At 68.8% G+C, this 25,606-nt stretch carries 29 protein-coding genes; 13 read left to right on the top strand and 16 right to left on the bottom strand.

Going from position 1 to position 25,606, the window contains the following annotated elements; genetic code table 11:
* Window positions 1-6 precede the first annotated feature (6 nt).
* The 4 genes from ACFPMG_RS02520 to ACFPMG_RS02505 all read right to left on the bottom strand — a co-directional run bounded on the left by ACFPMG_RS02520 (window position 7) and on the right by ACFPMG_RS02505 (window position 3,125).
* Complete coding sequence (locus ACFPMG_RS02520) at window positions 7-795, bottom strand: amino acid ABC transporter ATP-binding protein (protein WP_014197340.1); 789 nt, start codon at window positions 793-795, stop codon at window positions 7-9.
* Window positions 796-934: 139 nt separating this feature from the next.
* Entirely contained in the window at window positions 935-1,747 is an 813-nt protein-coding gene (locus tag ACFPMG_RS02515) for a transporter substrate-binding domain-containing protein (RefSeq protein WP_376993657.1), read from the bottom strand.
* Between the two features lie 35 nt (window positions 1,748-1,782).
* Complete coding sequence (locus ACFPMG_RS02510; RefSeq protein WP_103039538.1) at window positions 1,783-2,436, bottom strand: amino acid ABC transporter permease; 654 nt, start codon at window positions 2,434-2,436, stop codon at window positions 1,783-1,785.
* A 14-nt stretch (window positions 2,437-2,450) separates the two neighbouring features.
* Window positions 2,451-3,125: an amino acid ABC transporter permease gene (locus ACFPMG_RS02505; RefSeq protein ID WP_119507707.1), complete on the bottom strand. Its 675-nt coding sequence runs from the start codon at window positions 3,123-3,125 to the stop codon at window positions 2,451-2,453.
* Window positions 3,126-3,519: 394 nt separating this feature from the next.
* Between ACFPMG_RS02505 and ACFPMG_RS02500 the strand changes: the two genes are divergently transcribed.
* Window positions 3,520-4,773: a molybdopterin molybdotransferase MoeA gene (locus ACFPMG_RS02500; RefSeq protein WP_376993656.1), complete on the top strand. Its 1,254-nt coding sequence runs from the start codon at window positions 3,520-3,522 to the stop codon at window positions 4,771-4,773.
* 47 nt (window positions 4,774-4,820) lie between these two features.
* Here the strand turns inward: ACFPMG_RS02500 and ACFPMG_RS02495 are convergent, their stop codons facing one another.
* The 3 genes from ACFPMG_RS02495 to ACFPMG_RS02485 are packed head-to-tail and all read right to left on the bottom strand — an operon-like array spanning window position 4,821 to window position 6,666.
* The gene (locus tag ACFPMG_RS02495) at window positions 4,821-5,147 is read right to left on the bottom strand and encodes a DUF1244 domain-containing protein (protein ID WP_149650130.1); all 327 of its coding nucleotides are present in this window, start codon (window positions 5,145-5,147) and stop codon (window positions 4,821-4,823) included.
* Window positions 5,148-5,158: 11 nt separating this feature from the next.
* Complete coding sequence (locus ACFPMG_RS02490) at window positions 5,159-6,397, bottom strand: DUF2478 domain-containing protein (protein ID WP_376993655.1); 1,239 nt, start codon at window positions 6,395-6,397, stop codon at window positions 5,159-5,161.
* 32 nt (window positions 6,398-6,429) lie between these two features.
* Window positions 6,430-6,666: a sulfurtransferase TusA family protein gene (locus tag ACFPMG_RS02485; protein ID WP_376993654.1), complete on the bottom strand. Its 237-nt coding sequence runs from the start codon at window positions 6,664-6,666 to the stop codon at window positions 6,430-6,432.
* A 189-nt stretch (window positions 6,667-6,855) separates the two neighbouring features.
* Here ACFPMG_RS02485 and ACFPMG_RS02480 point away from each other — a divergent pair, with 189 nt between their 5' ends.
* Window positions 6,856-7,905 carry an SDR family oxidoreductase gene (locus tag ACFPMG_RS02480; RefSeq protein ID WP_376993653.1) on the top strand — a complete coding sequence of 350 codons (1,050 nt, stop codon included), beginning with the start codon at window positions 6,856-6,858 and terminating at the stop codon, window positions 7,903-7,905.
* Here ACFPMG_RS02480 and ACFPMG_RS02475 read toward each other — a convergent pair.
* On the bottom strand, window positions 7,886-8,635 hold the full coding sequence (locus ACFPMG_RS02475; protein ID WP_376993652.1) for a sulfite exporter TauE/SafE family protein: 750 nt from the start codon (window positions 8,633-8,635) through the stop codon (window positions 7,886-7,888). The genes ACFPMG_RS02480 and ACFPMG_RS02475 overlap by 20 nt on opposite strands.
* A 160-nt stretch (window positions 8,636-8,795) precedes the next feature.
* On the opposite strand from ACFPMG_RS02475, the gene ACFPMG_RS02470 reads away from it, so the two are divergent.
* Window positions 8,796-9,200 (top strand): four-helix bundle copper-binding protein, encoded by a 405-nt coding sequence (locus ACFPMG_RS02470; RefSeq protein ID WP_376993651.1) that lies wholly within the window; start codon window positions 8,796-8,798, stop codon window positions 9,198-9,200.
* Window positions 9,201-9,213: 13 nt separating this feature from the next.
* Here ACFPMG_RS02470 and ACFPMG_RS02465 read toward each other — a convergent pair whose 3' ends face one another.
* Window positions 9,214-10,089 carry a hypothetical protein gene (locus ACFPMG_RS02465; RefSeq protein WP_376993650.1) on the bottom strand — a complete coding sequence of 292 codons (876 nt, stop codon included), beginning with the start codon at window positions 10,087-10,089 and terminating at the stop codon, window positions 9,214-9,216.
* Between the two features lie 141 nt (window positions 10,090-10,230).
* Between ACFPMG_RS02465 and dcd the strand changes: the two genes are divergently transcribed.
* Complete coding sequence (gene dcd / locus ACFPMG_RS02460) at window positions 10,231-10,815, top strand: dCTP deaminase (protein WP_040134349.1); 585 nt, start codon at window positions 10,231-10,233, stop codon at window positions 10,813-10,815.
* Window positions 10,816-10,900: 85 nt separating this feature from the next.
* Here dcd and ACFPMG_RS02455 read toward each other — a convergent pair whose 3' ends face one another.
* From ACFPMG_RS02455 to gloB, 3 genes are all read right to left on the bottom strand, one after another.
* Window positions 10,901-11,329, bottom strand: coding sequence for a cupin domain-containing protein (locus ACFPMG_RS02455; protein WP_376993649.1), 429 nt, complete (start codon window positions 11,327-11,329; stop codon window positions 10,901-10,903).
* Between the two features lie 26 nt (window positions 11,330-11,355).
* On the bottom strand, window positions 11,356-11,961 hold the full coding sequence (locus ACFPMG_RS02450) for a glutathione S-transferase N-terminal domain-containing protein (protein WP_376993648.1): 606 nt from the start codon (window positions 11,959-11,961) through the stop codon (window positions 11,356-11,358).
* A gap of 70 nt (window positions 11,962-12,031) precedes the next feature.
* Window positions 12,032-12,793, bottom strand: coding sequence for a hydroxyacylglutathione hydrolase (gloB, locus tag ACFPMG_RS02445; RefSeq protein ID WP_376993647.1), 762 nt, complete (start codon window positions 12,791-12,793; stop codon window positions 12,032-12,034).
* A gap of 61 nt (window positions 12,794-12,854) precedes the next feature.
* Here gloB and ACFPMG_RS02440 point away from each other — a divergent pair, with 61 nt between their 5' ends.
* Window positions 12,855-13,631: a class I SAM-dependent methyltransferase gene (locus tag ACFPMG_RS02440; protein WP_040134347.1), complete on the top strand. Its 777-nt coding sequence runs from the start codon at window positions 12,855-12,857 to the stop codon at window positions 13,629-13,631.
* Window positions 13,632-13,692: 61 nt separating this feature from the next.
* Window positions 13,693-14,256 carry an RBBP9/YdeN family alpha/beta hydrolase gene (locus ACFPMG_RS02435; protein WP_376993646.1) on the top strand — a complete coding sequence of 188 codons (564 nt, stop codon included), beginning with the start codon at window positions 13,693-13,695 and terminating at the stop codon, window positions 14,254-14,256.
* A gap of 4 nt (window positions 14,257-14,260) precedes the next feature.
* Here the strand turns inward: ACFPMG_RS02435 and ACFPMG_RS02430 are convergent, their stop codons facing one another.
* From ACFPMG_RS02430 to metX, 3 genes are all read right to left on the bottom strand, one after another.
* Window positions 14,261-14,845 carry a PRC-barrel domain-containing protein gene (locus ACFPMG_RS02430; protein WP_376993645.1) on the bottom strand — a complete coding sequence of 195 codons (585 nt, stop codon included), beginning with the start codon at window positions 14,843-14,845 and terminating at the stop codon, window positions 14,261-14,263.
* A 97-nt stretch (window positions 14,846-14,942) separates the two neighbouring features.
* On the bottom strand, window positions 14,943-15,593 hold the full coding sequence (gene metW / locus ACFPMG_RS02425) for a methionine biosynthesis protein MetW (RefSeq protein WP_376993644.1): 651 nt from the start codon (window positions 15,591-15,593) through the stop codon (window positions 14,943-14,945).
* Window positions 15,590-16,741 carry a homoserine O-acetyltransferase MetX gene (gene metX / locus ACFPMG_RS02420; protein ID WP_376993827.1) on the bottom strand — a complete coding sequence of 384 codons (1,152 nt, stop codon included), beginning with the start codon at window positions 16,739-16,741 and terminating at the stop codon, window positions 15,590-15,592. Before metX ends, metW begins: the two co-directional genes overlap by 4 nt.
* Window positions 16,742-16,946: 205 nt before the next feature.
* Between metX and ACFPMG_RS02415 the strand changes: the two genes are divergently transcribed.
* The 5 genes from ACFPMG_RS02415 (at window position 16,947) to ACFPMG_RS02395 (ending at window position 21,928) form a co-directional block, all read left to right on the top strand.
* The gene (locus ACFPMG_RS02415) at window positions 16,947-17,858 is read left to right on the top strand and encodes a chorismate mutase (RefSeq protein ID WP_376993643.1); all 912 of its coding nucleotides are present in this window, start codon (window positions 16,947-16,949) and stop codon (window positions 17,856-17,858) included.
* 38 nt (window positions 17,859-17,896) lie between these two features.
* Entirely contained in the window at window positions 17,897-18,991 is a 1,095-nt protein-coding gene (hisC, locus tag ACFPMG_RS02410) for a histidinol-phosphate transaminase (RefSeq protein ID WP_376993642.1), read from the top strand.
* A 162-nt stretch (window positions 18,992-19,153) separates the two neighbouring features.
* Window positions 19,154-20,059, top strand: a complete 906-nt coding sequence (locus ACFPMG_RS02405; RefSeq protein WP_376993641.1) for a prephenate/arogenate dehydrogenase family protein — start codon at window positions 19,154-19,156, stop codon at window positions 20,057-20,059.
* Between the two features lie 193 nt (window positions 20,060-20,252).
* Window positions 20,253-21,269 (top strand): sulfate ABC transporter substrate-binding protein, encoded by a 1,017-nt coding sequence (locus ACFPMG_RS02400; RefSeq protein WP_376993640.1) that lies wholly within the window; start codon window positions 20,253-20,255, stop codon window positions 21,267-21,269.
* Between the two features lie 47 nt (window positions 21,270-21,316).
* Window positions 21,317-21,928: a helix-turn-helix domain-containing protein gene (locus tag ACFPMG_RS02395; protein ID WP_376993639.1), complete on the top strand. Its 612-nt coding sequence runs from the start codon at window positions 21,317-21,319 to the stop codon at window positions 21,926-21,928.
* A 6-nt stretch (window positions 21,929-21,934) separates the two neighbouring features.
* Here ACFPMG_RS02395 and ACFPMG_RS02390 read toward each other — a convergent pair whose 3' ends face one another.
* On the bottom strand, window positions 21,935-22,891 hold the full coding sequence (locus tag ACFPMG_RS02390) for a hydrogen peroxide-inducible genes activator (RefSeq protein WP_376993638.1): 957 nt from the start codon (window positions 22,889-22,891) through the stop codon (window positions 21,935-21,937).
* Between the two features lie 222 nt (window positions 22,892-23,113).
* Here ACFPMG_RS02390 and ahpC point away from each other — a divergent pair, with 222 nt between their 5' ends.
* Together ahpC and ahpF are read left to right on the top strand one after the other, a co-directional pair.
* Entirely contained in the window at window positions 23,114-23,677 is a 564-nt protein-coding gene (gene ahpC / locus ACFPMG_RS02385; protein ID WP_145623952.1) for an alkyl hydroperoxide reductase subunit C, read from the top strand.
* A 231-nt stretch (window positions 23,678-23,908) separates the two neighbouring features.
* The gene (gene ahpF, locus ACFPMG_RS02380) at window positions 23,909-25,489 is read left to right on the top strand and encodes an alkyl hydroperoxide reductase subunit F (RefSeq protein ID WP_376993637.1); all 1,581 of its coding nucleotides are present in this window, start codon (window positions 23,909-23,911) and stop codon (window positions 25,487-25,489) included.
* Window positions 25,490-25,606: the final 117 nt, after the last annotated feature.

The following is a 25,606-nucleotide window of genomic DNA, read 5'->3' as shown; positions in this document are numbered from 1 at the left end:
GTGGGCTCAGTGGGTGAGGATCTGGCCGAGGAAGTTGCGGGTCCGCTCGGACTTCGGATTCGTGAAGAACTCGGCAGGGGTGGCCTGCTCGACGATCTCGCCGCGGTCCATGAAGATGACGCGGTCGGCGACCGACTTGGCGAAGCCCATCTCGTGCGTGACGCACAACATGGTCATGCCGTCCTCGGCAAGCCCGATCATGGTGTCGAGCACTTCCTTGACCATCTCGGGGTCGAGCGCCGAGGTCGGCTCGTCGAACAGCATGACCTTGGGGTTCATGCACAGCGACCGCGCGATGGCGACGCGCTGCTGCTGCCCGCCGGAGAGCTGGCCGGGGTACTTGTCCGCCTGCTCCGGGATGCGCACGCGCGCCAGATACTTCATGGCGATGTCGCGCGCCTCCTGCTTGGAAGTGCCGCGCACCCGCATGGGCGCCAGCATGCAGTTCTCGACCACGGTCAGGTGGGGGAACAGGTTGAACTGCTGGAACACCATGCCGACGTCGCGCCGCACCTGATCGAGGTGGCGGTGGTGGGCGTCGATCGTGACGCCGTTGACGGTGATGGTGCCCTTCTGGTGCTTCTCGAGCTGGTTGATGCAGCGGATCAGCGTGGACTTGCCGGAACCCGAGGGGCCGCAGATGACGATCCGCTCGCCCTTGTGGACCTCCAGCTCGATGTCCTTCAGCACATGGAAGCTGTCGTACCATTTCTGGACGCCGGCCATGCGGATGACGACCTCACCGCTGACCGGCCGCGGCGCGGGGACGTCCGTGGTATCGTAAGCCGAGGCCATGGGGGACTCCTCCTTTATCCAAACCCTCTCCCCTCCGGGGAGAGGGGAGGGTGAGGGGGATGTGCGTGTCGGAGCGTCCGGCAAAAGCGCAACCCCCTCACCCCAGCCCTCTCCCCAGAGGGGAGAGGGAGTTACGTCGTTACGGCTTGGTCAGCGGGGGCAGGTCGGTGCCCAGCCACTTCTTGTGGATCTCGTTCAGCTCGCCGTTCGACTTCGCGGTGTCGATGAACTCGTTGACCCACTTCAGCAGGGCGTCCTGGCCCTTGCGCATGGCGATGCCCTGGACCTGACGGTTCAGCACGAACTTCATCTCGTAGTTGGCCTGCGGGGCCAGCTTCTTGATCTCCCTGGTGACCACGTTGCTGAGACCCAGCGCGTCCACCTGACCGGACAGCATGGCCTGAACGGCGCTGGCGTCGTCGTCGAAGCGCATGATGCGCGCGTCCTTCGGGGCGACTGCGGTCAGGGCGTTGTCCTGGGTGCTGGCGCGGGCGACGCCGACGCGCTTGCCCGACAACTCCGCGGCCTCCTTGATCTTGGTGTTGGCCGGGGCGACCAAACCGATCTCGATGGCGGCGTAGGGTTCGGAGAACTGCACCTGCTCGGCGCGGGCCGGGGTGATGCCCAGCGAGGCGACCAGCAGGTCGACCTTGTTGGTCAGCAGGTAGGGAATGCGGTTCGGGCCGGTGACCGGAACGATCTCAACCGGGACGCCCATGTGCTTGCCCAGCAGCTTGGCGACGTCGGCGTCGTAGCCGTCCGGCTTGCCGTCGGCGGTGGTGATGCCGAAGGGCGGGAAGTCCACCAGCATGCCGATGGTCAGCTTGCCCTTCGACTTGATCTCGTCGACGGTCTGGGCGGCGGCCGGAACGGCCAGGACGACGGCGCCAACGGTGGCGGCAGCCATCATGGCGCCGGCGACGGCGAGGCGGCGGGTGATCGACAGCGTCATTGGGTGTTTCCTCACGGTTCTTATGAAAAGGGGGATCAGCGGGTGGCGAGGGCGTAGCGCCGCTCCAGACGGGCGCTGAGCAGCGACAGCGGCCAGCACATCAGGAAGTAGAGCACCGCCACGATCCCGAACACCAGGAAGGGCTGGAAGGTCGCGTTGTTGACGATCTGCCCGGCGCGGGTCAGCTCGGTGAAGCCGATGATGGCGGCCAGCGACGTGCTCTTGATGAGCTGCACGAGGAAGCCCACCGTCGGCGGCACCGCGACCTTCACCGCCTGCGGCAGGATCACGTAGCGCATCAGCCCCGGATAGCGCAGGCCGAGCGCCGAGGCGGCCTCCCACTGGCCGCGAGGCACCGCCTGGATGCAGCCGCGCCAGATCTCGCCGAGGAAGGCACTGGCGTTCAGCGTCAGGCCGAGCGCCGCGGCGGTCCAAGGGTTGAGGTCGAGCCCCATCACCGTGGCGCCGAAGAACACCAGGAAGAGCTGCATCAGCAGCGGCGTGCCCTGAAAGAGCTGGATGTAGCCGGTGGCGGCCAGCCGCACCGCCTTGATGTCCGAGGTGCGGGCCAGCGCGATGACCAGCCCGACCGTGGCCCCGCCGATGAAGGCGATGGCCGAGAGCGCCAACGTCCATTGCACGGCGCTGAGGAGGAAGAGGAATTCGTTGTAACTGAAGGCGCGGATCATGGCTCGGTCCTCCCTCAGCGCCGGTCGGTGTCGTAGGCGAAGGCCAGCTTGTAGATGCCGGCGAACAGCGCGGAGAACATCATCGCCAGCGCCAGATAGATGCCGGTGACCACGATGTAGATTTCGAAGCTGCGGAAGGTCTGCGACTGGATGTTGTTGGCGACCGAGGTCAGCTCGTCCGCCGAGATCGCCGAGACCACGCTGGAGCTGAGCATCAGCAGGATGAATTGGCTGGTCAGCGCCGGATAGACGGTGCGCAGCGCCGGCTTGATGACGATGTAGCGGAAGACCTGCAACGGCTTCAGCCCCAGCGCCAGCCCGGCTTCGATCTGGCCCTTTTGGATCGATTCGATGCCGGCCCGGATGATCTCCGTCGCGTAGGCCCCGACATTGACCACCATGGCGATCAGCGCGGCGAGGTCGGGCGACAGGCGGATGCCCATGGTCGGCAGGCCGAAGAAGATCAGGAAGATCTGCACCAGGAAGGGCGTGTTGCGCACCACTTCGATGTAGGCGTTAATCACCCAGCGGACCGGCTTCGGCCCGGACGTCTTGCCGAGCGCGCAGAGAATGGCGACGATCAGGCCGAGAACCATGGCGCCGATCGACAATTGCACGGTCAGCCAGGCGCCCTGGAGCAGATAGTCCCAGGACTCGATGACCGCCTTGAAATCGAAGGTGTAGTTCACGGGTTTTTCCTCCGCATCCGGGCCGGCCGCATCCGGACCGCTGTGCGCGTTCGGTGAACGGTCCCTTGTGCGGGATTCTCGTTGTCGGCCTCTCGTCGTCCGGCGGGCCGTGGCGATGCCTCCGGCGCCGGATGTGGGGAGCCTATTTGGATCGATCCAAATGCGCAAGACGGAAAACGCAGCGCTGCGAAAATTACTACGTGCAGCCAACAATCATCCCGCGCATTCGCCGTGGTGATGTTAAACCGCAATGGTGCGTCCACGAACGGACGCTTGCGCCGCGCCGCGTCTTGACGATGATCAAGGTCGAACACGGCCGCGCACCGGACTATCCGGGGTGATACGACGCGGTGCCGCCCCCCTTTGGGGTGGCCCAATGGAGAAGGATTGTCGCATGGACTGCTTCGCCGCTCCCGCCCCCTCCGCTCCCCTTCCGCTGGACGAGGCGTTAGCCCGCGTGGAGCACGTCTACGGTGCGGTGACGGAGCCGGAGGAGGTGCCGCTGCGCGCCGCGCTCGGCCGCATCCTGGCGGAACCGGTGACGGCGACGGTCAACGTGCCGCCGGTCGCCGTCTCGGCGATGGATGGCTGGGGATACGGCAAGGCGGACGCCGTGGGGGCGGACGGCGACGTCCTGCGGCTGGCCGTGGTGGGGCGCGTGCCCGCCGGCTCGGTCTTCCCCGGAACGGTCGGGCCGGGCGAGGCGGTGCGCATCTTCACCGGCGCGCCGATCCCGGCGGGGGTGGACACCGTCGCCATGCAGGAGGATTGCCGGGCCGGGGACGGGGCGGTGCTGGTGCCCGCCGGCCTGAAGCGCGGCGCCAACATCCGCGACGCCGGGGAGGACATGACGGCCGGGTCGGTCGTGCTGACCCCCGGCCTGAGGCTGCGCGCCCAGGAGGTCGGGCTGGCCGCCGCGGTCGGGCGGTCGAGCCTGTCGGTGCGCAAGCGCCTGCGCGTCGTCCTGTTCTCCACCGGCGACGAGCTGCGCGAGCCGGGGACGGAGAAGCCGGAGGGCGCGATCTACGACGCCAACCGCTACACGCTGGCCGCCCAGCTCGACGCGCTGGGGGCGGATGTGCGCGACCTCGGCATCCTGCCCGACAAGCCGGACGTGACCCGCGCCGCCCTGGCCGACGCCGCGGCGACCGCCGACCTCGTCGTCACCTCCGGCGGCGCGTCGGTGGGTGAGGAGGACCATGTGAAGAGGGTGGTCGGCGAGCTGGGGTCGGTCGATCTGTGGAAGCTCGCGCTGAAGCCGGGCAAGCCGCTGGCGCTCGGGCGCATCGGCACCACGCCGTTCCTCGGCCTGCCGGGCAATCCGGTGTCGGCCATGGTGACCTTCATGCTGGTGGGGCGCCCGCTGGTGCTGCGCCTGTCGGGGGCGGAGAGCGCGCCGGCCCCGCGCTGCCTCGTCGTCGCCGGTTTCGAGTTCAAGAAGAAGCCGGGGCGGCGGGAGTTCCTGCGCGCCCGTCTGGCGATCGGACCGGATGGCCGCCCGGTCGCCCACAAGTTTCCCAGCGACAGTTCCGGCGTCCTGACCTCAATGGTCGAGGCCGACGGGCTGGTGGACATGCCGGCGGACGCCACCACGATCCGCGACGGCGACATGGTGGAGTTCCTGCCCTTCACCGGCCTGTTCGCCTGAACGCCGGACGCTCCCTCTCCCGGAGGCGGGAGAGGGAGAGAGAGCCTTTACTTCTTCGGCATGTGGCCGCTGATCTCGGCGTGCAGGGGCTTGGTGTCCTCGAAGGTCTTCTGCTGCTCGGGGGTGGCTTCCTTCTGGTGCTTCGCCTTCCATTCCGAATAGGGCATGCCGTAGACGGCGATGCGGGCCTCCTCGTCGGTCAGCGGCACGTTCCGCTCCCGGGCGGCGGCGGCGTACCATTTGGACAGGCAGTTGCGGCAGAAGCCGGCCAGATTCATCAGGTCGATGTTCTGCACGTCGGTGCGCTTCTGAAGATGCGCGACCAGACCGCGGAACGCGGCGGCTTCCAACTCGGTGCGGGTCTTCTCGTCCATTCCAATCCCTCTCAATTCTGTTCGTTGTGCAGCGTGACGAAGCGGCCATGGCGGTGGAAGCTCTGGGACGAGCCCCCGGCCAGGATCGCCTCGGCCACGGCGTCGCGGTTCTCCACCACGAAGCCGGCCAGCGCGGCGATGCCGTAGCGGAACAGCCGCGGGGTCAGCGGCGTCCCCGGCCCGACCAGGGCGACGCGGGTTCCCTCCGCCACCGACAGCAGGCGGGGCAGGGTGCGGTTGGTCAGGGTGGAGGCGGTGATCGCCGCGCCCTCTGCCCCCGGCAGCAGCCATTCCCCGGCGGCCTCCGGATACTCCCCGTCGCTGGGGTTCATTTCGACCACATGGGCGTTGGGCAGGCGACGGGCAATCTGCGGGAAGGCGCCGAAGACGACGACGCGCCCCTCCATGCCGGTGAACAGGTCCAGCCCGTTGGCCGAAGAGCCGGTCAGGTCGGGGCGGTTGTAATGGGCGTTCAGCGCGGCCATGCCGACCGCGGCCTCCTGCGGGTCCCAGGAGCGCGCGGCGTGGGCGGCCAGTTCGGCGAGGCCGACGCCGGCCCAGCGCGCCGGATCGGGCGGCGGCGCCGACTGCGGGCGAGCGGCCAGACCGATGCCGGGTCCCCCGGCGCCGTCCGTCTCCACCATGATCCATTTGGCGCCGATGGTGATGGCGCGGACCTCGGCGTCCTCCACGCCGTGCAGCAGGTCGTCGTAAAGCCGGTGCGCTCCCCACCAGCGCCACAGCGCGTCCTCGTCCGGCGAGATCAGCGTGGTGAAGCCGCCGGTGAAGCTCTGCCATTCGTTGAGGAAGCGGCTGCCGACGCTGGTCAGCACCGGGATGCCCTCGGCGATGCCGGCCAGCAGCTCGTCCGCCAGCCCTTCGCCATGCGCTTCCAGCCCGGCGAACTTGTTGACCACCAGCAGGTCGGCGCGCTCCGCGATGGCGCGGCGCAACGCCTGGCTGGCTTCGGCCACCCCCTGGGGATCGACGCGGCAGGACTGCGATTCGCGGCCGAGATGCTGAGAGATGTCGTAGGCCTGGCCGGTGGCGACGTCCACCAGTTCCATCAGGTCGGCGCAGTCGCCGGGCGCGCCGGTGTTGCGCTGGATCACGCCGCCGACGCGGAAGCCGCGCCGCCGCAGCTCCATCACGAAGCGGTCGATCATCGCGTCGACGGCGATGGAACCGGGGCCATGGACCACAGCACCAGGACGCAGCGGGGGCGGGACCGCGGGGCGCAGGGTCGGCATGGGGCGGACTCCTTCAGGAATGGAGATGAACGTCAGGCGGCGGAGACGCCGCGGCGGATGTGGTACACGAACACCTCCCCGCGCGTCTCGTGCGCCAGCAGCACGTTGTCGGTCGTGTTGCAGAAATGCTTGAAGTCGATGATCGATGCCGGGTCGGTGGCGTAGACGATCACCTCCTCCCCCTCGGCCATTTTGTCCAGCAGGGCGCGCGTCCGCAGGATGGGCAGCGGGCAATGCAGCCCCTTCACGTCGAGTTCCTTGGCCGCCACGGACGTAACCTCTTCTTCTGCATGGGCACCGGACGCCGCGACTGTAGCGGGTTCGCGCCGCCGTCTCCACCGTTCCCATAGATTTGGTGTTCCGGACAGTTTGGCGGTCCGTTGGCCCAGGGCACCTTTGCCGGGCTGGGATGTTAGCCAGGGAAACGGATTCGAACGAACAATGCGGGAGCAACGCTTATGGCCGGTCGGCATTTCGACAAGGTGGTGGTCATCACCGGGGCGTCCAGCGGGATCGGCCGGGCGACCGCCCTGGAGTTCGCGCGTCATGGCGCCGCGGTGGTGCTGGCGGCGCGGCGCCACGCCGCCCTGCACGAGGTCGCGGAGGACTGCATCGAGGCCGGGGGGCGGGCGATGGTCGTGCCCACCGACGTGCGCGACCACGAGCAGATGAACCGGCTGGCCGAGCGCGCCATCGAGGTGTTCGGTGGGATCGACGTCTGGGTGAACAACGCGGGCGTCATCGCCTTCGGGCGCTTCGAGGAGACTCCGCAGGACGTGTTCGAGGAGGTGATGCGCACCAATTTCTTCGGCACCGCCAACGGCTGCCGCGCCGTGCTGCCGCATTTCCTGGAGCGGGGGGAGGGCACCGTCATCAACGTCGCCTCGCTGGCCTCCATCGTCGGGCAGCGCTACGCCGCCGCCTACGCCGCCAGCAAGTTCGCGGTGCGCGGCTTCTCCGAGACGCTGCGGCAGGAGCTGGTGGAGGATCCCGGCATTCAGGTCTGCACCGTGCTGCCCGGCCCCATCGACACGCCGCTGTGGCAGCATGGCGCCAACTACACCGGCCGCGCCGTCAAGGCAATGACGCCGCTGCGCCCGCCGGAGGAGGTTGCCGAGGCCATCCTGCGCTTGGCCGAAAATCCCCGGCCGGAGCTGTTCGTCGGCGCCGCGGGGCGCTCCGCCGCTCTGCCGCATGTGGTGGCGCCGGCGCTGGCCGACCGCATGCTGGCCCACCGGATGGACCGCGACATGTTCGACAACCGCCCGGCCCACGACACCTCTGGCGGCGTTCTGGAGGCCATGCCGGATTACCGGGAGGCGAGCGGCGGCTGGATGGAGCGCGCGGCCGCGCAGGCGCCGCAGGGCCGGGGAGACGGACGCCGCGCCTTGTGCTGGACCAACGTCGCCTTGTTCCTGCTGCCCATCGGCCTGATGAGCCGACTGCCCGCCCATGTCTGGGAGCGGCGGGCGTGGGAGAACTCGCGGATCAGGCCGTCAGCATCTTGAGGGCGGACAAGGCGAGGATCGCCGCCAGCAGATAGCGCAGTATGGCGGTCGGCAGATGACGGCTGCCCAGCCAGGCGCCGACCGCGCCGCCCGCTCCGGCGGCAGCCAGCCACCATGGCAAAGCCGCGGGCAGGGTGGACGCGGTTGTCCAGGTCCCGGCCAGCGCCGCCGCCGAGTTCAGCAGGTTGTAGGCGGCCGAGACGGCGGCGGCGCGACGCGTCTCGACCCAGCCCATAAGCAGAATCAGCGGCGCCAGGAAGATGCCGCCGCCGGTGCCGGTCATTCCGGACAGGAAGCCAACGGCGGCCCCGGCGGTGAGCGCCGGCAGGAAGGGTGGTGCTGCCGCATCCGTGCGCCCGGGCGTCCCACGCGCCACCCAGGTGGACCGCGCCAGCTCCAGCGCCGCCAGGAGCAGGATCGCCCCGACCAGCGGGTAGTAGAGTTGCGGCGGCAGGTGCATCGTGCCGCCGAGGAATGAGAAGGGCATTCCCAGCACGCCGAATGGGTAGAAGGCCCGCCACGTGAACAGCCCGGCGCGGGCGAAGCGGATTGTGCCGATGGTCGCCACCAGAAGGTTGAGGGCGAGCGCGGTCGGCTTCATCGTCGCGGGGTCGAGCCCGACGATGCCCATGACCGCGAGATAGCCGGAGGCTCCCGCCTGCCCGACCGCGGCGTACAGCGTGGCGATGACCAGAATCAGCGTCGTCAGTCCGACCGTCTCGTTGAACACCCGCGTTTCCCCTCAAGCCGTGCCGATCGCTTGTAAACCGGGGCGCGTGGGAGGGGCCAGGGAAAGGGTGGAGATTTTCCGAACCATGGCGGCGTGGCGCTGTTGGCGGAAGGAGGGCACCGACGCCCATACCCCCACCCCTGTCCCTCGGAGGCTGCCCATGCACGCCCGCGAAATGATCAGCACGCACCCTCAGGTCCGCGGCAACACCAACGACGCGCTCATCCGCTGCATCGAGGCCTGCTACGACTGCGCCCAGACCTGCACCACCTGCGCCGACGCCTGCCTGGGCGAGGATCAGGTGGCCGAACTGGTCCAGTGCATCCGCTTGAATATGGATTGCGCCGACGTCTGCACGGCGACCGGCTCCGTCGCAACCCGGCGCAGCGGCTCCAACGAGGCGGTGATCCGCGCCATGCTCGACGCCTGCGCCACCGCCTGCCGTCTGTGCGCCGAGGAGTGCGAGCGCCACGCCGGCATGCACCAGCATTGCCGCATCTGCGCCGAAGCCTGCCGGACCTGCGAGGACGCCTGCCGCAAGGCCCGGCAGACCCTGAGCCATTGACGGAAGCGGCGGTTTATCCAGCGTTGCCGAGGATCACCCGGTCCAGGTAATCGGCAAGCAGGGGGCCATCACCCAGCCCGAGCAGCAGCTTGGACGAGACGTTGCCGTTCTCCGTCCGCAGGCCCGGAACCGCGGCGTGGCGGGCCAGGAAGCCGTCCAACCCGGCGTTCCAGGCGGCATCGGCGTTGCGGCAGAAGATCTTCGACAGCGAGAAGTGCGGCACCTTGCGGAAGGGGCCGGCGAGACGCTTTCCCTGGAAGACGGCTGGCGGGTTGCCGAGCGCGCGGTAGCGGGTTTCCAGAGTCTTGCGGAAACTCTGGAAGGTCGTCCCGCCGCTCTCCATGCCGATGGTGACGACCGGAACGCCGAGCAGGGCCACCGAGTCGGCGATCAGGCGGGCGTTTTCCTCCTGGTCGCGCCGGATGGCCTCGGCGAGCGCCGGATCGCCGCGCATCGCCTCGGTCAGCCCCACCGTGCGCGGTGTGTGGAAGGAGCTTTTGTTCAGCACCATCACCTTGCGGCGGAAGGAACCGGCGCCGAAGATGCCGTCGAAGAAGCTGTGCGCCATGGCCCCCGCGCGCCCCTGGACACAGAGATAGACGGACTGCTCGAACTCCCGGCGCCCCGGATTGTCGCCGACCAGGATCAGCGCCGGCAGCGGGCCGTCGGTGGTGGCGTAGGCGGCGAGGTCGCCGTTTTCGACGAACAGCGGCGACACCGAGGCCTTGAGGGCACTGACCCGCTCTCCGTGTTCTGCGACGTGGCTGCGGAACAGCGCGACCGCGTCCGGCCGGTCACCCTCGGGCGGGACATCGCCCAGGATCACGGACAGCCGCCGCAGGGTGGCCTCATGCTCCGTTGCCGCCGCGTCGATCGAGGATACCGCCATTCCCATCACCCCTTGTGCAAAGCGGCCCCATCTAAGGGACTGGTGATTGTGTTGTCGAGAGGCGTCGATCCGGCTATAGAGTGCGCCAGGGACGCGACCGGAGCCGCGCCGATTGCGGGTTCGCCAGGAGGTTCGGAAGGAATGAAGCTGTCAGACGTCGATATTCGCCGATACCTCGCCGAAGGACGCATCGAGATCGACCCGTTGCCGGCGGAGAGCCAGATCGGCGCCATGTCGGTCGACCTCCAGCTCGGGAGCGCCTTCCAGGTCTTCCCGCCGGGCAAGGCGGCCTTCGTTGACCTCGCCCCGCCGGAGGGGCATCCCAGCCAGGTTCCCGACAAGCTGATGGACCGCGTCGAGGTTCCCGTCGGCGAGCCGTTCTTCCTGCATCCGGGCGAGCTGGTGCTCGGCATCACCGTGCAGCGCATCGGCCTGCCCAACGACATCGCCGGTCGCCTGGACGGCCGCAGCAGCCTCGCCCGCCTGGGCCTGATGGTGCACGCCACCGCGCACACCATCGATCCGGGCTGGAACGGCCGCATCACGCTGGAATTCTTCAATTGCGGACGGCTGCCGCTGGCGCTGCGCCCGGGCATGCGGATCTGCGCCCTCAGCTTCGAGACGCTGATGTCGCCGACTTCCAAGCCCTACGCCGCGCGCCCCGATGCCAAGTACCGCGACCAGCTCGACCCGTTGCCGAGCCGGATCAACCTGGAACAGCCCTGAGGGCTGATTTCCGAAGGCCAACAAGAAAAAGGCGCCCCGTTTCCGGGGCGCCTTTTTCGTTCGCGGGGGTGCTGAGCGGGTTCCGTTATCCGGGTTCCCACCCCTCCGGCGCCATCTCGAAACCGGCGAATTCGAAGGCGGGGGATACGGTGCAACCCACCAGAACCCAGCCCGCCAGCGGCCGTGCCGCCTGCCACGCCTGCGCCGGAACGACCCCCTGCGGGCGCTGGCCGCCCGCAAGGTCCATCCCCAGCACCACACGCTCCACCGACCGCCCGTCGGTGGAAATGGACAGCTCCAGCGGCCCTCCGGCGTGCCAGTGCCACATCTCGACCGCGTCCACCCTGTGCCAGTGGGAGCGCTCGCCCGCCTGCAGCAGGTAGTGGATGCCGGTCTTGACCCCGCGTCCGCCGCCCGACGGGGCGTCCCGGAAGGTTTCCACATAGTGGCCGCCTTCCGGATGGGGCTGCATGCCCAGCGTCGCGATGATGCGCTCGGGCGTCAGGGTCTCCATGGCGTCGTCCTTTCCCACGGCGGCCCTTACGCCGGCGGCGGCGTGGTGCGGCGGAAGCTGTCGAGGTCGGAGGCGGCGGCGAACCACGCCGCCAGCTCCGGACGGCCCGCCCGCCAGTCCTCGTGCCCGAAGCGGAAGTCGAGGTAGCCGAGCGCCACCAGGATGGACAGCGTGCCGATGGTCAGCCTGCCGTCGAGGGCCGGCGCCTCCGCCTCCAGCACGTCGAGCGCGCGGGCCACGGCGCGGCGCTGGCGGTCCGCCCAGGTTTCGGAGCGCTCACCGTCCGGACGTTGAAGCTCCAGGCGGCGCAGGATGGCGGCGTCGCAGATGCCGTCGGCCAGTGCCTGCTGGCGCAGGGCCGTCCAGCGCGCCGGGCCGGCGGCCGGGAACAGGCGCGGGCCATCGTGCAGCGAGTCGAGATACTCGGCGATCACCGGGCTGTCGTAGAGTGCCGAGCCGTCGTCCAGGATCAGGGCCGGCACCTTGCCCAGCGGGTTGTCCGCCGGCAGGTCGGTGTCCGGCGCCCAGGCGTTGGTCACCTGCTTCTCGACCGCCGACTCCAGCCCGCATTCGATGAGGACCATCGCGACCTTGCGGACGTAGGGCGAGGTCGGGCTCCAGCGCAGCTTCATCAAAATCTCTCCTCCCGTTCTGTGGGCGTCAGCGTAGCGCGAGGGCGCGCCGTCTTGAAAGCGGTCCCTCTTAAAAGCGATCCTTGCGGCCGCGGATCTCGGCAAAGACCGCCACCGGGTCGGCCCCGGCCATGCCGAGGGCGGACTGGACCTCCGGCACGTCGGCGCGCAGGAAGGGGTTGGTGGCCTTCTCGACGCCCAGGATGGAGGGGATGGTCGGCTCCCCGCGCTCGCGCTGTGCGGCAATCTCCGCCGCGCGGGCCTTCAGGGCGGCGTTGTCCGGCTCCACCGTCACGGCGAATCGGGCGTTGGACAGGGTGTATTCGTGGCCGCAATAGACGCGCGTGTCGTCCGGCAGGCCGCGCAGCTTGACCAGAGAGGTCCACATCTGGGCCGGCGTGCCCTCGAACAGCCGCCCGCAGCCGAGCGCGAACAGCGTGTCCCCGCAGAACAGAGCCTTGGCCTCCGGAAACCAGAAGGCGATGTGGCCGGAGGTGTGGCCAGGGACGAAAAACACGTGTGCGGTGAGCGATCCGAACGAAATGGTCTCGCCTTCGCCCAGACACGTCTCCATATCGGGAATGCGGGCGACGTCGGCGCGCGGACCGATCACGTCGGCGCCATAGCGCGCCTTCAGCGCGTGGTTGCCGCCGATGTGGTCGTTGTGATGGTGGGTGTTGAAGATGTGCGTCAGCGTCCAGTTGCGCCGGTCCAGTTCCGCCAGCACAGGCTGCGCGTCGCCGGGATCGACGACACCCACAGCGCCGCTGGCCGGGTCGCGCAGGAGGTAGATGTAGTTGTCGTTGAACGCCGGAATCAGGTGGATGTCCATGGGCTTGGGCCCCTCCCGCATGAATGGACGTTTGATCAAAACGTGATAGCCTGGGATGACCATGTACACCGATATCGTCGATCTTCGTGAATTCTACGAGTCCGGGCTTGGTCAGGCGGCGCGGCGGATGATCCGCCGGCGCATCCGCACGATCTGGCCCGACCTGCGTGGCCAGATCGTGCTGGGGGTCGGCTACACGACGCCGTACCTGCAACCCTTCCGCGACGAGGCGGAGCGGGTGTTCTCGATCATGCCGGCGACCCAGGGCGTGACCTTCTGGCCGCCGGGCGGGCCGGGGCTGGTCGCGCTGGGCGACGAGGCGGACCTGCCATTGGCCGACATGTCGGTGGACCGCGTGCTGCTCGTCCACGGGCTGGAAGGGACGGAGCAGCTCCGCCCGATGATGCGGGAGATCTGGCGCGTGCTGGCCGGCGGCGGGCGCGTGCTGGTGGTGGTGCCCAACCGCCGCGGCCTGTGGGCGCGGGCCGACTGGACGCCCTTCGGCCATGGCTTTCCCTATTCGGCCTCCCAACTGAAGCAGGTGCTGCGCGACACCATGTTCGTGCCGGAGCGCACCGGCCACGCCCTGTTCCTGCCGCCGCTGCGTTCCCGCTTCCTGATGAAGACCGCCCCGGCCTGGGAGGAGGTCGGCGGACGCTGGTTCAAGGCCTTCGCCGGGGTCACGATGATCGAGGCGTCCAAGCAGATCTTCGCCGGGGTGTCGCGCAAGACCCAGCAGCCGGCCAAGCGCCGCCTGATCGTCCCGCTTCCCGGCGGCGCGGCCCCGGCCCGCCGCCCGGCGGGGTCCGGCGCGTGGCGGGTGTCGGAGGAGCCGTAGGTCTTGCTCCGGGGTCGTTGCGGTTTGTAACTTTCGTGGTCACCGCAGCGGATCGGACCCCATGGCGAAGGCGAGCGTTCTCATCGTCCCCGGACTCGGCAATTCCGGCCCGGACCACTGGCAAAGCTGGTTGCAGCAGCGCCACCCGTCCTTCACGCGGGTCGAGCAGGCCGATTGGGACGCGCCGGCCCTGGAGGACTGGGTGTGGTCGCTGGAACAGGCGGTGGCTGCCGCGGCCGCCCCGGTGGTGCTGATCGCCCACAGCCTGGGCGGCATGACGGTGGCCCATTGGGCCGTGCGGAGCGGCTCGGCGGTCGGCAACGTCGCCGCCGCCCTGCTGGTCGCCCCGCCCGACGTCGAATCGGCGGAGCACACGCCGCCGGAGGTCCACGGCTTCGCCCCGGTGCCCACCGATCCGCTGCCCTTCCGCGCGCTGGTGCTGGCCAGCCGCAACGACCCCTACGCTGCGATCGCGCGTTCCTGCGCCTTCGCGGTGGGGTGGGGCGCCGACTTCATCGATGCGGGCGATCTCGGCCACATCAACACCGCCGCCGGCTACGGTCCCTGGCCGGACGGCGAGCGGCTTGTTCTTGACCTGCTGCGCGCCGTGGACAGCGGCGCTTGAGCCGTCACTGCGGCTGGCCGCTCACCGTCTTCACGCCCTCGCCGTAGGTGAATTCCGGCGCCCGCGCGAGTTCGGCCGCCGGCAGGTCCAAAGTCGGCGGCGTGGAGCCGTCGCTGCTGGCGGCCGCGCCCGCAATGTCGGTGCGCAGCATGCTGACCGGCAGGGACCGCAGCTTCCCGTCCGCCCCGCTGCCCTCGGCGGGAGCCAGCACGATCCGTTCGATCGAGGCGGCGCTGCCGTCCAGCGTGAAATCCTTGATGGAGCCGCCAGGCTGACCGTCGCGGGTCCGCACCTCCTTGCCGATCAGGGTCCGCGCCTCCTCCGGGGTCAGCAGATGGGGAATCGCGGCGACGGAGGGGGCCGCGCGCTGCATCTCGTCAGAGGGTGCGTCGCCGCCGAGCCCCTCCGGCGAGGCGGCGGGTGGGGTGGCCGGGGTGTCGTCCGGGCGCGGCGCCGTCATCAGCGGGGGACGCGCGGCGTCCGGTGACGCTTGCGGGGCCTGGGCCTGCGATGTTTGGGCCGATGCGGCGCCGGACAGCAGCAGGACGGCGGCCGATGCGGCCAGGATGGAGGAGGGGACGAGGCGCATGGTGCGTGGCTCCCGCTGGTCTGTTGTTGAACGGACTTTGCCTATCAACAGCGCCAGCGGGGCAGGGGTTGCATCGCCGGGAAGCGGCGGGGTCCGGTCAGTCCCGGCGCAGCAGGAAGACGCCCTGCTCGCCCAGCAGGTTGGCGAGCCCGGAATGGGCGTGGCCGGTGACCCTTCCGGTGTCGTTGACGATCATGCAGCGCTCGATGCGGATGCCCATCTCCTCCGCCAGGACAACGAAATCCTTGATCGTGCAGAAATGGATGTTGGGCGTTTCCCACCACTGGTAGCCCAGCTTCTCGGTCACCGGCATGCGCCCGGTCAGCAGGAGCTGCACGCGGATGCGCCAATAGCCGAAATTCGGCACCGACACGATGGCCCGCCGCCCGATGCGGGTCATCGTCTCCAGGACCGTCCGCGGCTCGCGCATCGCCTGGAGGGTCTGGCTGAGGATCACGTAGTCGAAGGCGCCCGGCGGGTAGTCCTTCAGGTCGGTCTCGGCGTCGCCCTGGATGACCGACAGGCCTTGGGCCACGCACTGGTGCACGCCGTCCATCGACAGCTCGATCCCGCGCCCGTCAACCCCCTTCTGGCGGGACAGGTAGGCGAGCAGGGCGCCGTCGCCGCATCCGACATCGAGCACGCGGCTGCCCGGCTCCACCATCTCGGCGATCAGCCTCAGGTCGGTGCGGATGCCGTTGCCGGAAGCGGCGCGGGCGGCGGCTTGATTCTCGTCGAGGGGGCTCATGGCCGGGACGCCCGTGTCAGACCCCGGTGCTCGGCGCAGCCGTCCAGGAAGCCGCGGATCACCTGATGGAATTCCGGCTCGTCGAGCAGGAAGGAGTCGTGGCCCTTGTCGGTGCGGATCTCCACGAAGCTGACGTTGGCCGCCACCGCGTTCAGCGCGTGCACGATGGCCCGCGATTCGGAGGTCGGAAACAGCCAGTCGCTGGAGAAGCTGGCGAGGCAGAAGCGCACCGGCGTGCCCTTGCCGTCCTTGCGGAAGGCGTTGGACAGGGTGCCGCCCCCGTAATCCGCGGCAAGGTCGAAATAGTCCATTGCCCGCGTGATGTAGAGGTAGGAGTTGGCGTCGAACCGCTCGACGAAGGTGATGCCCTGATGGCGCAGATAGCTCTCCACCTGGAAATCGGCGTCGAAGCCGTAGGTGACGGTCTGGCGGTTCTGCAGGTTGCGCCCGAACTTGCGGTGCAGCGCCGGCTCCGACAGGTAGGTGATGTGCGCGGCCATGCGCGCCACCGCCAGCCCGCGGTGGGGGCGGGTGCCCTCCAGCAGGTAATTGCCGCCGGCCCAGTCCGGGTCGGCCATGATCGCCTGCCGGCCGACCTCGTGAAAGGCGATGTTCTGCGCCGAGTGGCGGGCCGCCGTGGCGATCGGCACCGCGGCGAAGACCGATTCGGGATAGGCCACCGCCCATTGCAGGACCTGCATGCCGCCCATCGAGCCGCCGATCACGCAGAACAGCTGGTCGATCCCCAGATGCTCCACCAGCAGCTTCTGCGCGCGCACCATGTCGCCGATGGTGATGACGGGAAAGCCGAGGCCGTAGGGCTTGCCGGTCGCCGGATCGGTCTCCTTCGGGCCGGTGGAGCCCATGCAGCCGCCGATCACGTTGGAGCAGATGACGAAATAGCGGTCGGTGTCGACCGGCTTGCCCGGGCCGACCAGCATCTCCCACCAGCCCGGCTTGCCGGTCACCGGATGCTGGTCGAGCACATAATGGTCGCCGGTCAGGGCGTGGCAGATCAGGATGGCGTTCGACCGGTCGGCGTTCAGCGCGCCATAGGTCTGGTAGGCGACCTCGAAGGGACCCAGCTCCGCTCCGCTGTCCAGCCGCATGGGCCGATCCACCCCGAGCGTGACCCGGTGGCCGGGCATCGTCGCGGGCTCGGCAGGCGCGGCGGCAGGCACGGCGGCGGCGGGGTTCGGCGCGGACATGACGGGTCGGTGGCCTCCGGAAAACGGGACGGTATAGCTACGGATCGTCGGTTGGGAGTGTCAACGTTTTCTTTGATTTCGCGTCGCTTGCGGACTACTACTATCCGGCTTTGGATTCGCCCTGGATTTGACGGTTTCCCGCCCCATGCCTCCGCCCAAGTCCCCGCTCGACGATCTGCGCCGCGAGATCGATCACATCGACGATACGATCCACGACCTGCTGATGCGCCGCGCTGCGGTGGTGGAGCGCGTCGGCGTCGTCAAAAGCCAGATCGAGGCTGCGGAAGGCCAGGTCAGCGGGAACCCCCAGAGCCCGATCTATCTGCGCCCGGCGCGCGAGGCGGTGATCCTGCGCCGCCTGATGGCGCGCCACGCCGGCTCCTTTCCGGCGATGGCCGTCGTCCGCATGTGGCGGGAGATGATCACGGCCTTCACCCGTCTCCAGGGGCCCTTCGCCGTCGCCGTCTACGCGCCGGAGGACCGCCGCGGATTCTGGGACGTGGCCCGCGACCATTTCGGCAGCGTCGTTCCGATGACCGCGGTCAACTCCCCCGCCGCCGCCATCCGCGCGGTGTCGGAGGGCACGGCCACCGTCGGCGTCGTTCCCTACCCGGCGGAAGACGACGCGGACCCCTGGTGGCGCTTCCTGGTGTCGTCCGACGCGCGCACGCCGCGCGTGGTGGCGCGGCTGCCCTTCGCCGGGCGCGGCAACGCCCGCGGCGAGGACCGCGACGCGCTGGCCATCGCGCTGGTTCCGCACGAGCCGACCGGCGACGACCGCACCCTCCTGGGGATCGAGCTGGGTCATGACCTCAGCCGCGGCCGGCTCAAGGACCATCTGGAGACGAGCGGCCTCGCCCCGACCTATTTCTGCACCTGGCACGCCCGCGACCCGTCCGGCCCGTCCATCCATCTGGTCGAGGTCGCCGACTTCGTCGACCACACCGACCCGCGCCTGGCCGCCTTTGCCGGCCGGCTGGGCGAGATCCCGGTGCGGATCAACATCGTGGGCGGCTACGCCGTCCCGCTCCATCTCTCCACCTCGTCTTTCCAATGACGCCCGCCCAATGACGCCCGCAAGGTCCGAGACCTGACATGACCCAGCCGAACAACGGCCCGGCGCCCCGCCCGGGGATTCTCGACATCGCCCCCTATGTCGGCGGCGAGCATGCGGGGCACATCCGCCTCGCCTCCAACGAAGGCGCGCTCGGCCCCAGCCCGCGCGCCGTGGAGGCCTACAAGGCCGCCGCGGGCGAGCTGCACCGCTACCCGGACGGCGGCTCCGCCAAGCTGCGCAAGGCCATCGCCGAGCGCTTCGGCCTGGACGCCGAGCGCGTGGTCTGCGGCGCCGGCTCCGACGAGCTGATCGCCCTGCTGATCCGCGCCTATGCCGGTCCGGGGGACGAGGTGCTGTACTCGCAGCACGGCTTCCTGATGTACCCGATCGGCGCCAAGTCGGTCGGCGCCACCCCGGTCCAGGCGCCGGAGACGAACCTGACCACCGATGTGGATTCGCTGCTGGCCCACGTCACGCCGCGCACCCGGCTGGTCTTCGTCGCCAACCCGAACAACCCGACCGGCACCTACATCACCGCCGACGAGATGGCCCGCCTGCACGCCGGCCTGCCGGAGAACGCCATCCTGGTCATTGACGCGGCCTACGCCGAGTATATGAACCACAACGACTATTCGGCGGGGCAGGAGCTGGTCGACCGCTTCCCCAACGTGGTGATGACCCGCACCTTCTCGAAGATCTTCGCGCTGGGCTCGGTCCGGCTGGGCTGGGCCTATTGCCCGGCGGGGATCGCCGATGTGCTGAACCGCGTGCGCGGCCCCTTCAACGTCTCCTCCGCGGCGCAGATCGCCGGGGTGGCGGCGCTGGAGGACACCGCGTTCCTGGAGCGCTCGCGCAGCCACAACACCGAATGGCGGGAGTGGTTCGTCCAGCAGGTGCAGGGGCTGGGGCTGAAGACCCACCCCAGCGTGACGAACTTCGTTCTGGTCGATTTCGCCGGCCAGACCTCCGGGAAGGACGACGCCGAGACGGCGCGCCTGTTCCTGAAGGGCCGCGGCATCCTGGTCCGCCAGATGCCCGCCTACGGCCTGCCGAGCTGCCTGCGCGTCACCATCGGCACGGAAGCCGAAATGCGCGAGGTGGTGCAGGCGCTGAAGGACTTCCTGGCGGCGTAAGGCCGGAGTGGCTTTCCCTCTCCCGCCCCGGGAGAGGGGATCGCGCCGCTGCGCGCGTTTCCTCACGAGGCCGGCCGACCAAACTTTCCCTTGGTCACAGGGCGCCTTGGTGCTTTATAGCGGGGCGTTCTGCAACCCATCCGCAGCCGGTGCCCTGAGATCATGAGCGAGACCGCAGCCCCTCTGGCCGCCCCCCTGTTCGACCGCGTCGCCATCGTCGGCGTGGGTCTGATCGGTTCGTCCCTGGCGCGGGCGCTCACGCATTACGGGGTGGCGCGTCAGGTCGTCTGCGCGGACCGCAGCCCGGAGCATTGCGCCAAGGCGGTGGAACTGGGGATCGTGGAGCGCGCCACCACCGATCTGGCGGAAGCGCTGGAGGGTGCGGACGTGGTGGTCCTGGCGACTCCCGTCGGCGCCTTTGCCGAGGTGGGGGAGCAGCTCGGGCCGCTGCTGCGCCCCGGCATGATCGTGACGGACGTCGGCTCGGTGAAGCAGGCGGTGCTGCGCGACGTCGGGCCGCACATCCCGGACGGCGTGCATCTGATTCCCGGCCACCCGGTGGCGGGCACCGAGCATTCGGGGCCGGAAGCGGGCTTCGCCACCCTGTTCCAGGGCCGCTGGTGCATCGTCACCCCGCCGCCCGGCGCCAACGAGGGCGCGGTGGACAAGGTGGTGACGATGTGGCGCCGCATCGGTTCCACCGTGGAACTGATGGACGCCAACCACCATGACCGCGTGCTGGCCATCACCTCGCACCTGCCGCACCTGATCGCTTACACCATCGTCGGCACGGCGTCCGACCTGGAGGACGACACCAAGTCCGAGGTCATCAAGTTCTCGGCCGGCGGTTTCCGCGACTTCACCCGCATCGCCGCCAGCGATCCGGTGATGTGGCGCGACGTGTTCCTGAACAACCGGGAAGCGGTCCTGGAAATCCTCCAGCGCTTTACCGAGGACCTGACCGCCCTCCAGCGCGCCATCCGTTGGGGCGAGGGGGAGCAGTTGCAGGACCACTTCACCAAGACCCGCGCCATCCGCCGCGGCATCATCGACGCCAAGCAGGCCTGACCGGTCCGGATGCGCCGTTCGGCTGGCGGCGCCTTTCAATCTCCTATTTTCACATATAAATTTTGATAAATGTGAATTGAGCATATGTGAATTACACACAAGTCCGCAAAAGACGACTTGCCTGATAGGGATCGTCCGTGTTCAATAATCCCCGGCACCGCGCCATCGACCGTCAGCCTGGGGATCACCGTTCATGCCGTCGCGCTTCAGCCAGAGCCTCATCGCCGTCGGGCTGGTGACCTTGGCCGCCCTGGCGACCGCCAGCGCCGCGAGCCGCAGTACGATCCTGAACGTCTCTTACGACCCGACGCGGGAGCTGTACGAGGAGTTCAATCCGGCCTTTGCCCGCACCTGGGCGGACGCGTCGGGAGAGACGGTGGTCATCCACCAGTCGCACGGCGGATCGGGCGCGCAGGCGCGCTCGGTCATTGATGGGCTGGACGCCGATGTGGTGACGCTGGCTCTGGGCTACGACGTGGATGCGATTGCAGACGCCGGTCTGATCGCGAAGGACTGGCGAACGCGCCTGCCGAACAACAGCTCCCCCTACACCTCGACGATCGTCTTCCTGGTCCGTAAGGGCAACCCGAAGCAGATCAAGGACTGGGACGATCTGGTGAAGCCGGACGTTGAGGTGGTCACGCCCAACCCGAAGACTTCGGGCGGGGCGCGCTGGAACTACCTTGCCGCCTGGGCCTACGCGCTGAAGACCAACGGCAACGACAAGGCGAAGGCCAGGCAGTTCGTCGCCGATCTGTATCGGCATGTCCCGGTGCTGGACAGCGGCGCCCGCGGGGCCGCGCTGACCTTCACCCGCAAGGGCGTCGGCGACGTTCTGCTGGCCTGGGAGAACGAGGCCTTCCTGTCGCTTCAGGAGTTTGGCGCCGATCAGTTCGAGATCGTCGTGCCGTCCCTGTCCATCCTGACCGAGCCGCCGGTGTCCGTGGTGGACAGCGTGGTCGACCGCAAGGGCACGCGCAAGGTGGCCGAGGCCTATGTGCAATATCTCTACACCCGCGAGGGGCAGGAGATCGCCGCCCGGAACTTCTACCGCCCCCGCCATCCCGAGCTGGCGCGGCAATATGCCGGGCGCTTCTCCCCGGTGGAGTTGGTGACCGTGGACGACGTGTTCGGCGGCTGGCGCAAGGCCCAGGCGACCCATTTCGCCGAGGGTGCCCTGTTCGACCAGATCCAGTCAGCGCCCCGCTGAATCCCAGGACATGAGCACGCAGTGATGGAACGGGAGGGCCAAACACCATGAGCACGACATCGACCCCCCGGAGCACGGACCCCCGGAGCACGGATGGCGACGCCAACCCGCTGACCGGCGTGATCGCCGAAAACATCCGCAACTTCCGACTCCGCCAGGGGCTGTCCGTCGACGCGCTTGCCAAGCTGTCGGGCAACAGCCGGGCGGAGCTGACGGCGGTGGAGGCCGGGCAGGGGCCGTCCAACATCGATTTCCTGTGGACCATCGCCCGCGCGCTCGACGTGCCCTTCTCCAGCCTGCTCAGCAGCGGGGGCAGCGGCGGGACCACGGTGATCCGGCGGGCGGACAGCCGGCCGCTGGCCTCGCGCGACGGACGGTTCAGCTCGCGGGCGCTGTTTCCCTTCCGCGGAGAGCGGCAGGTGGAGTTCTACGAGCTGCGCCTCGCTCCCGGCACCGACGAGCGGGCCGACGCCCACACCATCGGCACGGTGGAGAACATCCTGGTCGGGCGCGGCGTGGTCGAGATCGAAACCGGCGACGGCACCCACCGGCTGGAGGAGGGCGACACGATCCAGTTCGACGCCGACGCCCCCCACGCCTACCGCAATGTGGGCGACGGCGAGGCGCTGCTGTACCTTGTGATGACCTACGTGCTCTAAGCCCGGTCAGGCGGCGGTCCGCACGCTGGCGTCGCCGTTGGCCGGGGCCTGCGGTCCGCTGTCGCGGGACATCTCCGTCTTCAGGGCGGCGGCGAGCTGCCGGAAGGTTTCCTTGCGGCCGGACGTGCGGCGCCAGACCAGCCCGATGCGGCGGAACGGCCGTTCCCCGCCGAGCGGGCGGACCACCACATCCAAACCGCGCAGAATCCCCGAGTCGAGCGCCATCTGCGGCAGCAGCGTCACTCCCAGACCGTTGGCGACCATCTGGACCAGCGTGTGCAGGCTGGTGCCCTGGAACGTGGCGCTTTGCCGCGCCCCCTCCATCGAGCAGGCGGCCAGCGCGTGGTCGCGCAGGCAATGCCCATCCTCCAGCAGCAGCAGATCCTCCAGCGCGACGTCGGACGGGCGGGGCGCCGTGACGTCGCTCAGCCGGTGCTCGGGCGTGCAGACCACGGAAAAGCGGTCTTCGGCGATGTCGATCGATTCCACGTCGCCGGACGGATAGGGCAGGGCGAGGATGGCCGCGTCCAGCTCCCCCGACTCCAGCCGGTCGAGCAGCCGGGCGGTCTGGTCCTCGCGCAGGAACAGCTTCAGCTTGGGGAAGCTGTCGCGCAGGGCCGGCATCACGCGGGGGATCAGGAAGGGGCCGATGGTCGGGATCACGCCCAGATGGAGCGGCCCGGACATCGGGTCCTCCACCGAGCGGGCCATGTCCACCAGCTCCTCCGCCCCCTTCAGGACGATGCGGGCGCGGTCGGCGATCTCGCGGCCCAGCGGGGTCGGCAGGACGGTGCGCCGCGTTCGTTCCAGCAGCGGGGCGCCCAGCAGATTCTCCAATTCCTGGATGCCGGCGCTGAGCGTGGACTGGCTGACGAGGCAGGCCTCCGCCGCCTTGCCGAAATGGCAGCGATCGACGACGGCGACGAGGTAGTGGAGCTGGCGCAGGGTGGGAAGCGGCTTCATGCGCTGCACAATAATCGGTTTTATCGATCAAAGCGATTGGTATTTTTCGCTTCCATCGCTGACCCATTGCCCCTAACTTCCCTGGTGTCAAGCGACCAACGAGGGGGGAGCAGACATCCGGCAGGGATGCCGCGGCACCGGTAGCCCATATGGGAAACGGCGCCAGGCTGGCAGGACACCGGAGGGAAGCTTGCTCCAATCATTCAGACTGATGGAGAAATCATGTCCTTGATCAACACCGAGATTAAGCCGTTCAAGGCGACCGCTTTCAAGGGCGGCAAGTTCATCGACGTCAGCGACGCCGACCTGAAGGGCAAGTGGTCGGTCGTCTTCTTCTACCCGGCGGACTTCACCTTCGTGTGCCCGACCGAGCTGGAAGACCTGGCCGATAACTACAGCGAGTTCCAGAAGCTCGGCGTTGAGATCTACAGCGTTTCGACCGACACCCACTTCTGCCACAAGGCCTGGCACGACACCTCGCCGGCCATCGGCAAGATCGGCTACACCATGGTCGGCGACCCGACCGCCACGATCTGCCGCAACTTCGAGATCCTGATCGAGGAGAAGGGCCTCGCCGACCGCGGCACCTTCGTCGTCGACCCGGACGGCAAGATCCAGATCATCGAGATCACCGCCGGCGGCATCGGCCGCGACGCCCGCGAGCTGCTCCGCAAGGTGAAGGCCGCCCAGTACGTCGCCTCGCACCCGGGCGAGGTCTGCCCGGCCAAGTGGGAAGAGGGTGAGAAGACGCTCGCCCCGTCGCTCGACCTCGTCGGCAAGATCTAAGCCTCTCCGGCTTGATCCTCTGGGAACCGCCGGCCGCAACCGCGGCCGGACGGTTCGGCCGCGGCCACGCCGGCCGCGGCGCCACGGCTCTGGGCCCGGATCGATTCCGGGCCCGGATCACGAGTGGCCTTCATCCGTTCAAAAAAAGTCTGCTCAAAGACACTCTGCTGCCCGGACCCGCCCTGGCGCCACCGGGCTCGCTTCGAAAAACCACTTTCGGGAGCCCTCGCCGTGTTGGATAGCAACGTCAAAGGCCAGCTCAAGGCCTATTTCGACAAGATCACGCAGCCCATCGAACTGGCCGCCTCCCTGGACGACGGCGTCAAATCGCAGGACATGCAGGCTCTGCTGCAGGACATCGCGTCCCTGTCGGACAAGATCACCTTCGTCCGCAGCGACGACGACGCGCGCAAGCCCTCCTTCGCGATCAAGCGCACCGGCACCGACGTCGGCGTCCGCTTCGCCGGCCTGCCGATGGGCCACGAATTCAATTCCCTCATCCTCGCCCTGCTGCAGGTCGGCGGCCACCCCTCCAAGGAGTCGGCGGAGGTCATCGAGCAGGTGAAGGCGCTGGAAGGTGAGTACAGCTTCGAGACCTACTTCTCGCTGTCCTGCCAGAACTGCCCCGACGTGGTGCAGGCCCTGAACCTGATGAGCGTTCTGAACCCGCGGATCAAGCATGTCGCCATCGACGGCGCGCTGTTCCAGCAGGAGGTCGAATCGCGCAAGATCATGGCCGTCCCGTCCGTCTTCCTGAACGGCGAGCCGTTCGGCCAGGGCCGCATGGGGCTGGAGCAGATCCTTGCCAAGATCGACACCGGCGCCTCGCAGCGCGACGCGGAGAAGATCAAGGCCAAGGACGCTTTCGACGTGCTGGTGATCGGCGGCGGCCCGGCCGGCGCCGCGGCGGCGATCTACGCGGCCCGCAAGGGCATCCGCACCGGTGTCGCGGCGGAGCGCTTCGGCGGTCAGGTGCTCGACACCATGGCCATCGAGAACTTCATCTCCGTCTCCCACACCGAGGGGCCGAAGCTGGCCACCGCGCTGGAGCAGCACGTCAAGGAGTATGAGGTCGACGTGATGAACCTGCAGCGGGCGGAGAAGCTGATCCCCGCTTCGGGTCCGGGCGGCCTGATCGAGGTCCAGCTCGCCAACGGCGCCTCGCTGAAGTCGAAGACGGTGATCCTGTCCACCGGCGCCCGCTGGCGCCAGATGGGCGTCCCCGGCGAGGACGAGTACCGCAACAAGGGCGTGGCCTATTGCCCGCACTGCGACGGCCCGCTGTTCAAGGGCAAGCGCGTGTCGGTCATCGGCGGCGGCAACTCCGGTGTGGAAGCGGCCATCGATCTGGCCGGCATCGTCGCCGAGGTGACGCTGATCGAGTTCGACAGCCAGCTCCGCGCCGACGAGGTGCTCCAGCGCAAGCTGCGCAGCCTGCCGAACGTGCGCGTCATCACCTCGGGCCTGACGACCGAGGTGCATGGCGACGGCACCAAGGTGACCGGCCTCAGCTACAAGAACCGCAACACCGGCGAGGTGCACCGGATCGATCTGGAAGGCATCTTCGTGCAGATCGGCCTCGTGCCCAACACCGAGTGGCTGAAGGGGGCTGTGGCGCTGAGCCCGCGCGGCGAGATCGAGGTGGACGCGCGCGGCCAGACCTCCGTCCCCGGCGTGTTCGCTGCGGGCGACGCGACGACGGTGCCCTACAAGCAGATCATCATCGCCATGGGCGAGGGCTCGAAGGCCGCCCTGTCGGCCTTCGACTACCTGATCCGCATGGCGCCGGTCGAGGCTGTCGCCGCGGCGTAAGGGGGATCTGGTCGTGTAGGGCCCCCCTCCCGGCCTCCCCCCGCTGACGCAGGGGGAGGAGAAAGCCCTCCCCTGCGAAGCGGGGGAGGGTTGGGTGGGGGCCCGTTGCGACCATCC

Origin of the sequence: Azospirillum himalayense (assembly GCF_042657465.1) — a bacterium.
GTDB classification, from domain to species: Bacteria; Pseudomonadota; Alphaproteobacteria; order Azospirillales; family Azospirillaceae; genus Azospirillum; species Azospirillum himalayense.
This window is presented reverse-complemented; position numbering and strand designations above follow the sequence as displayed.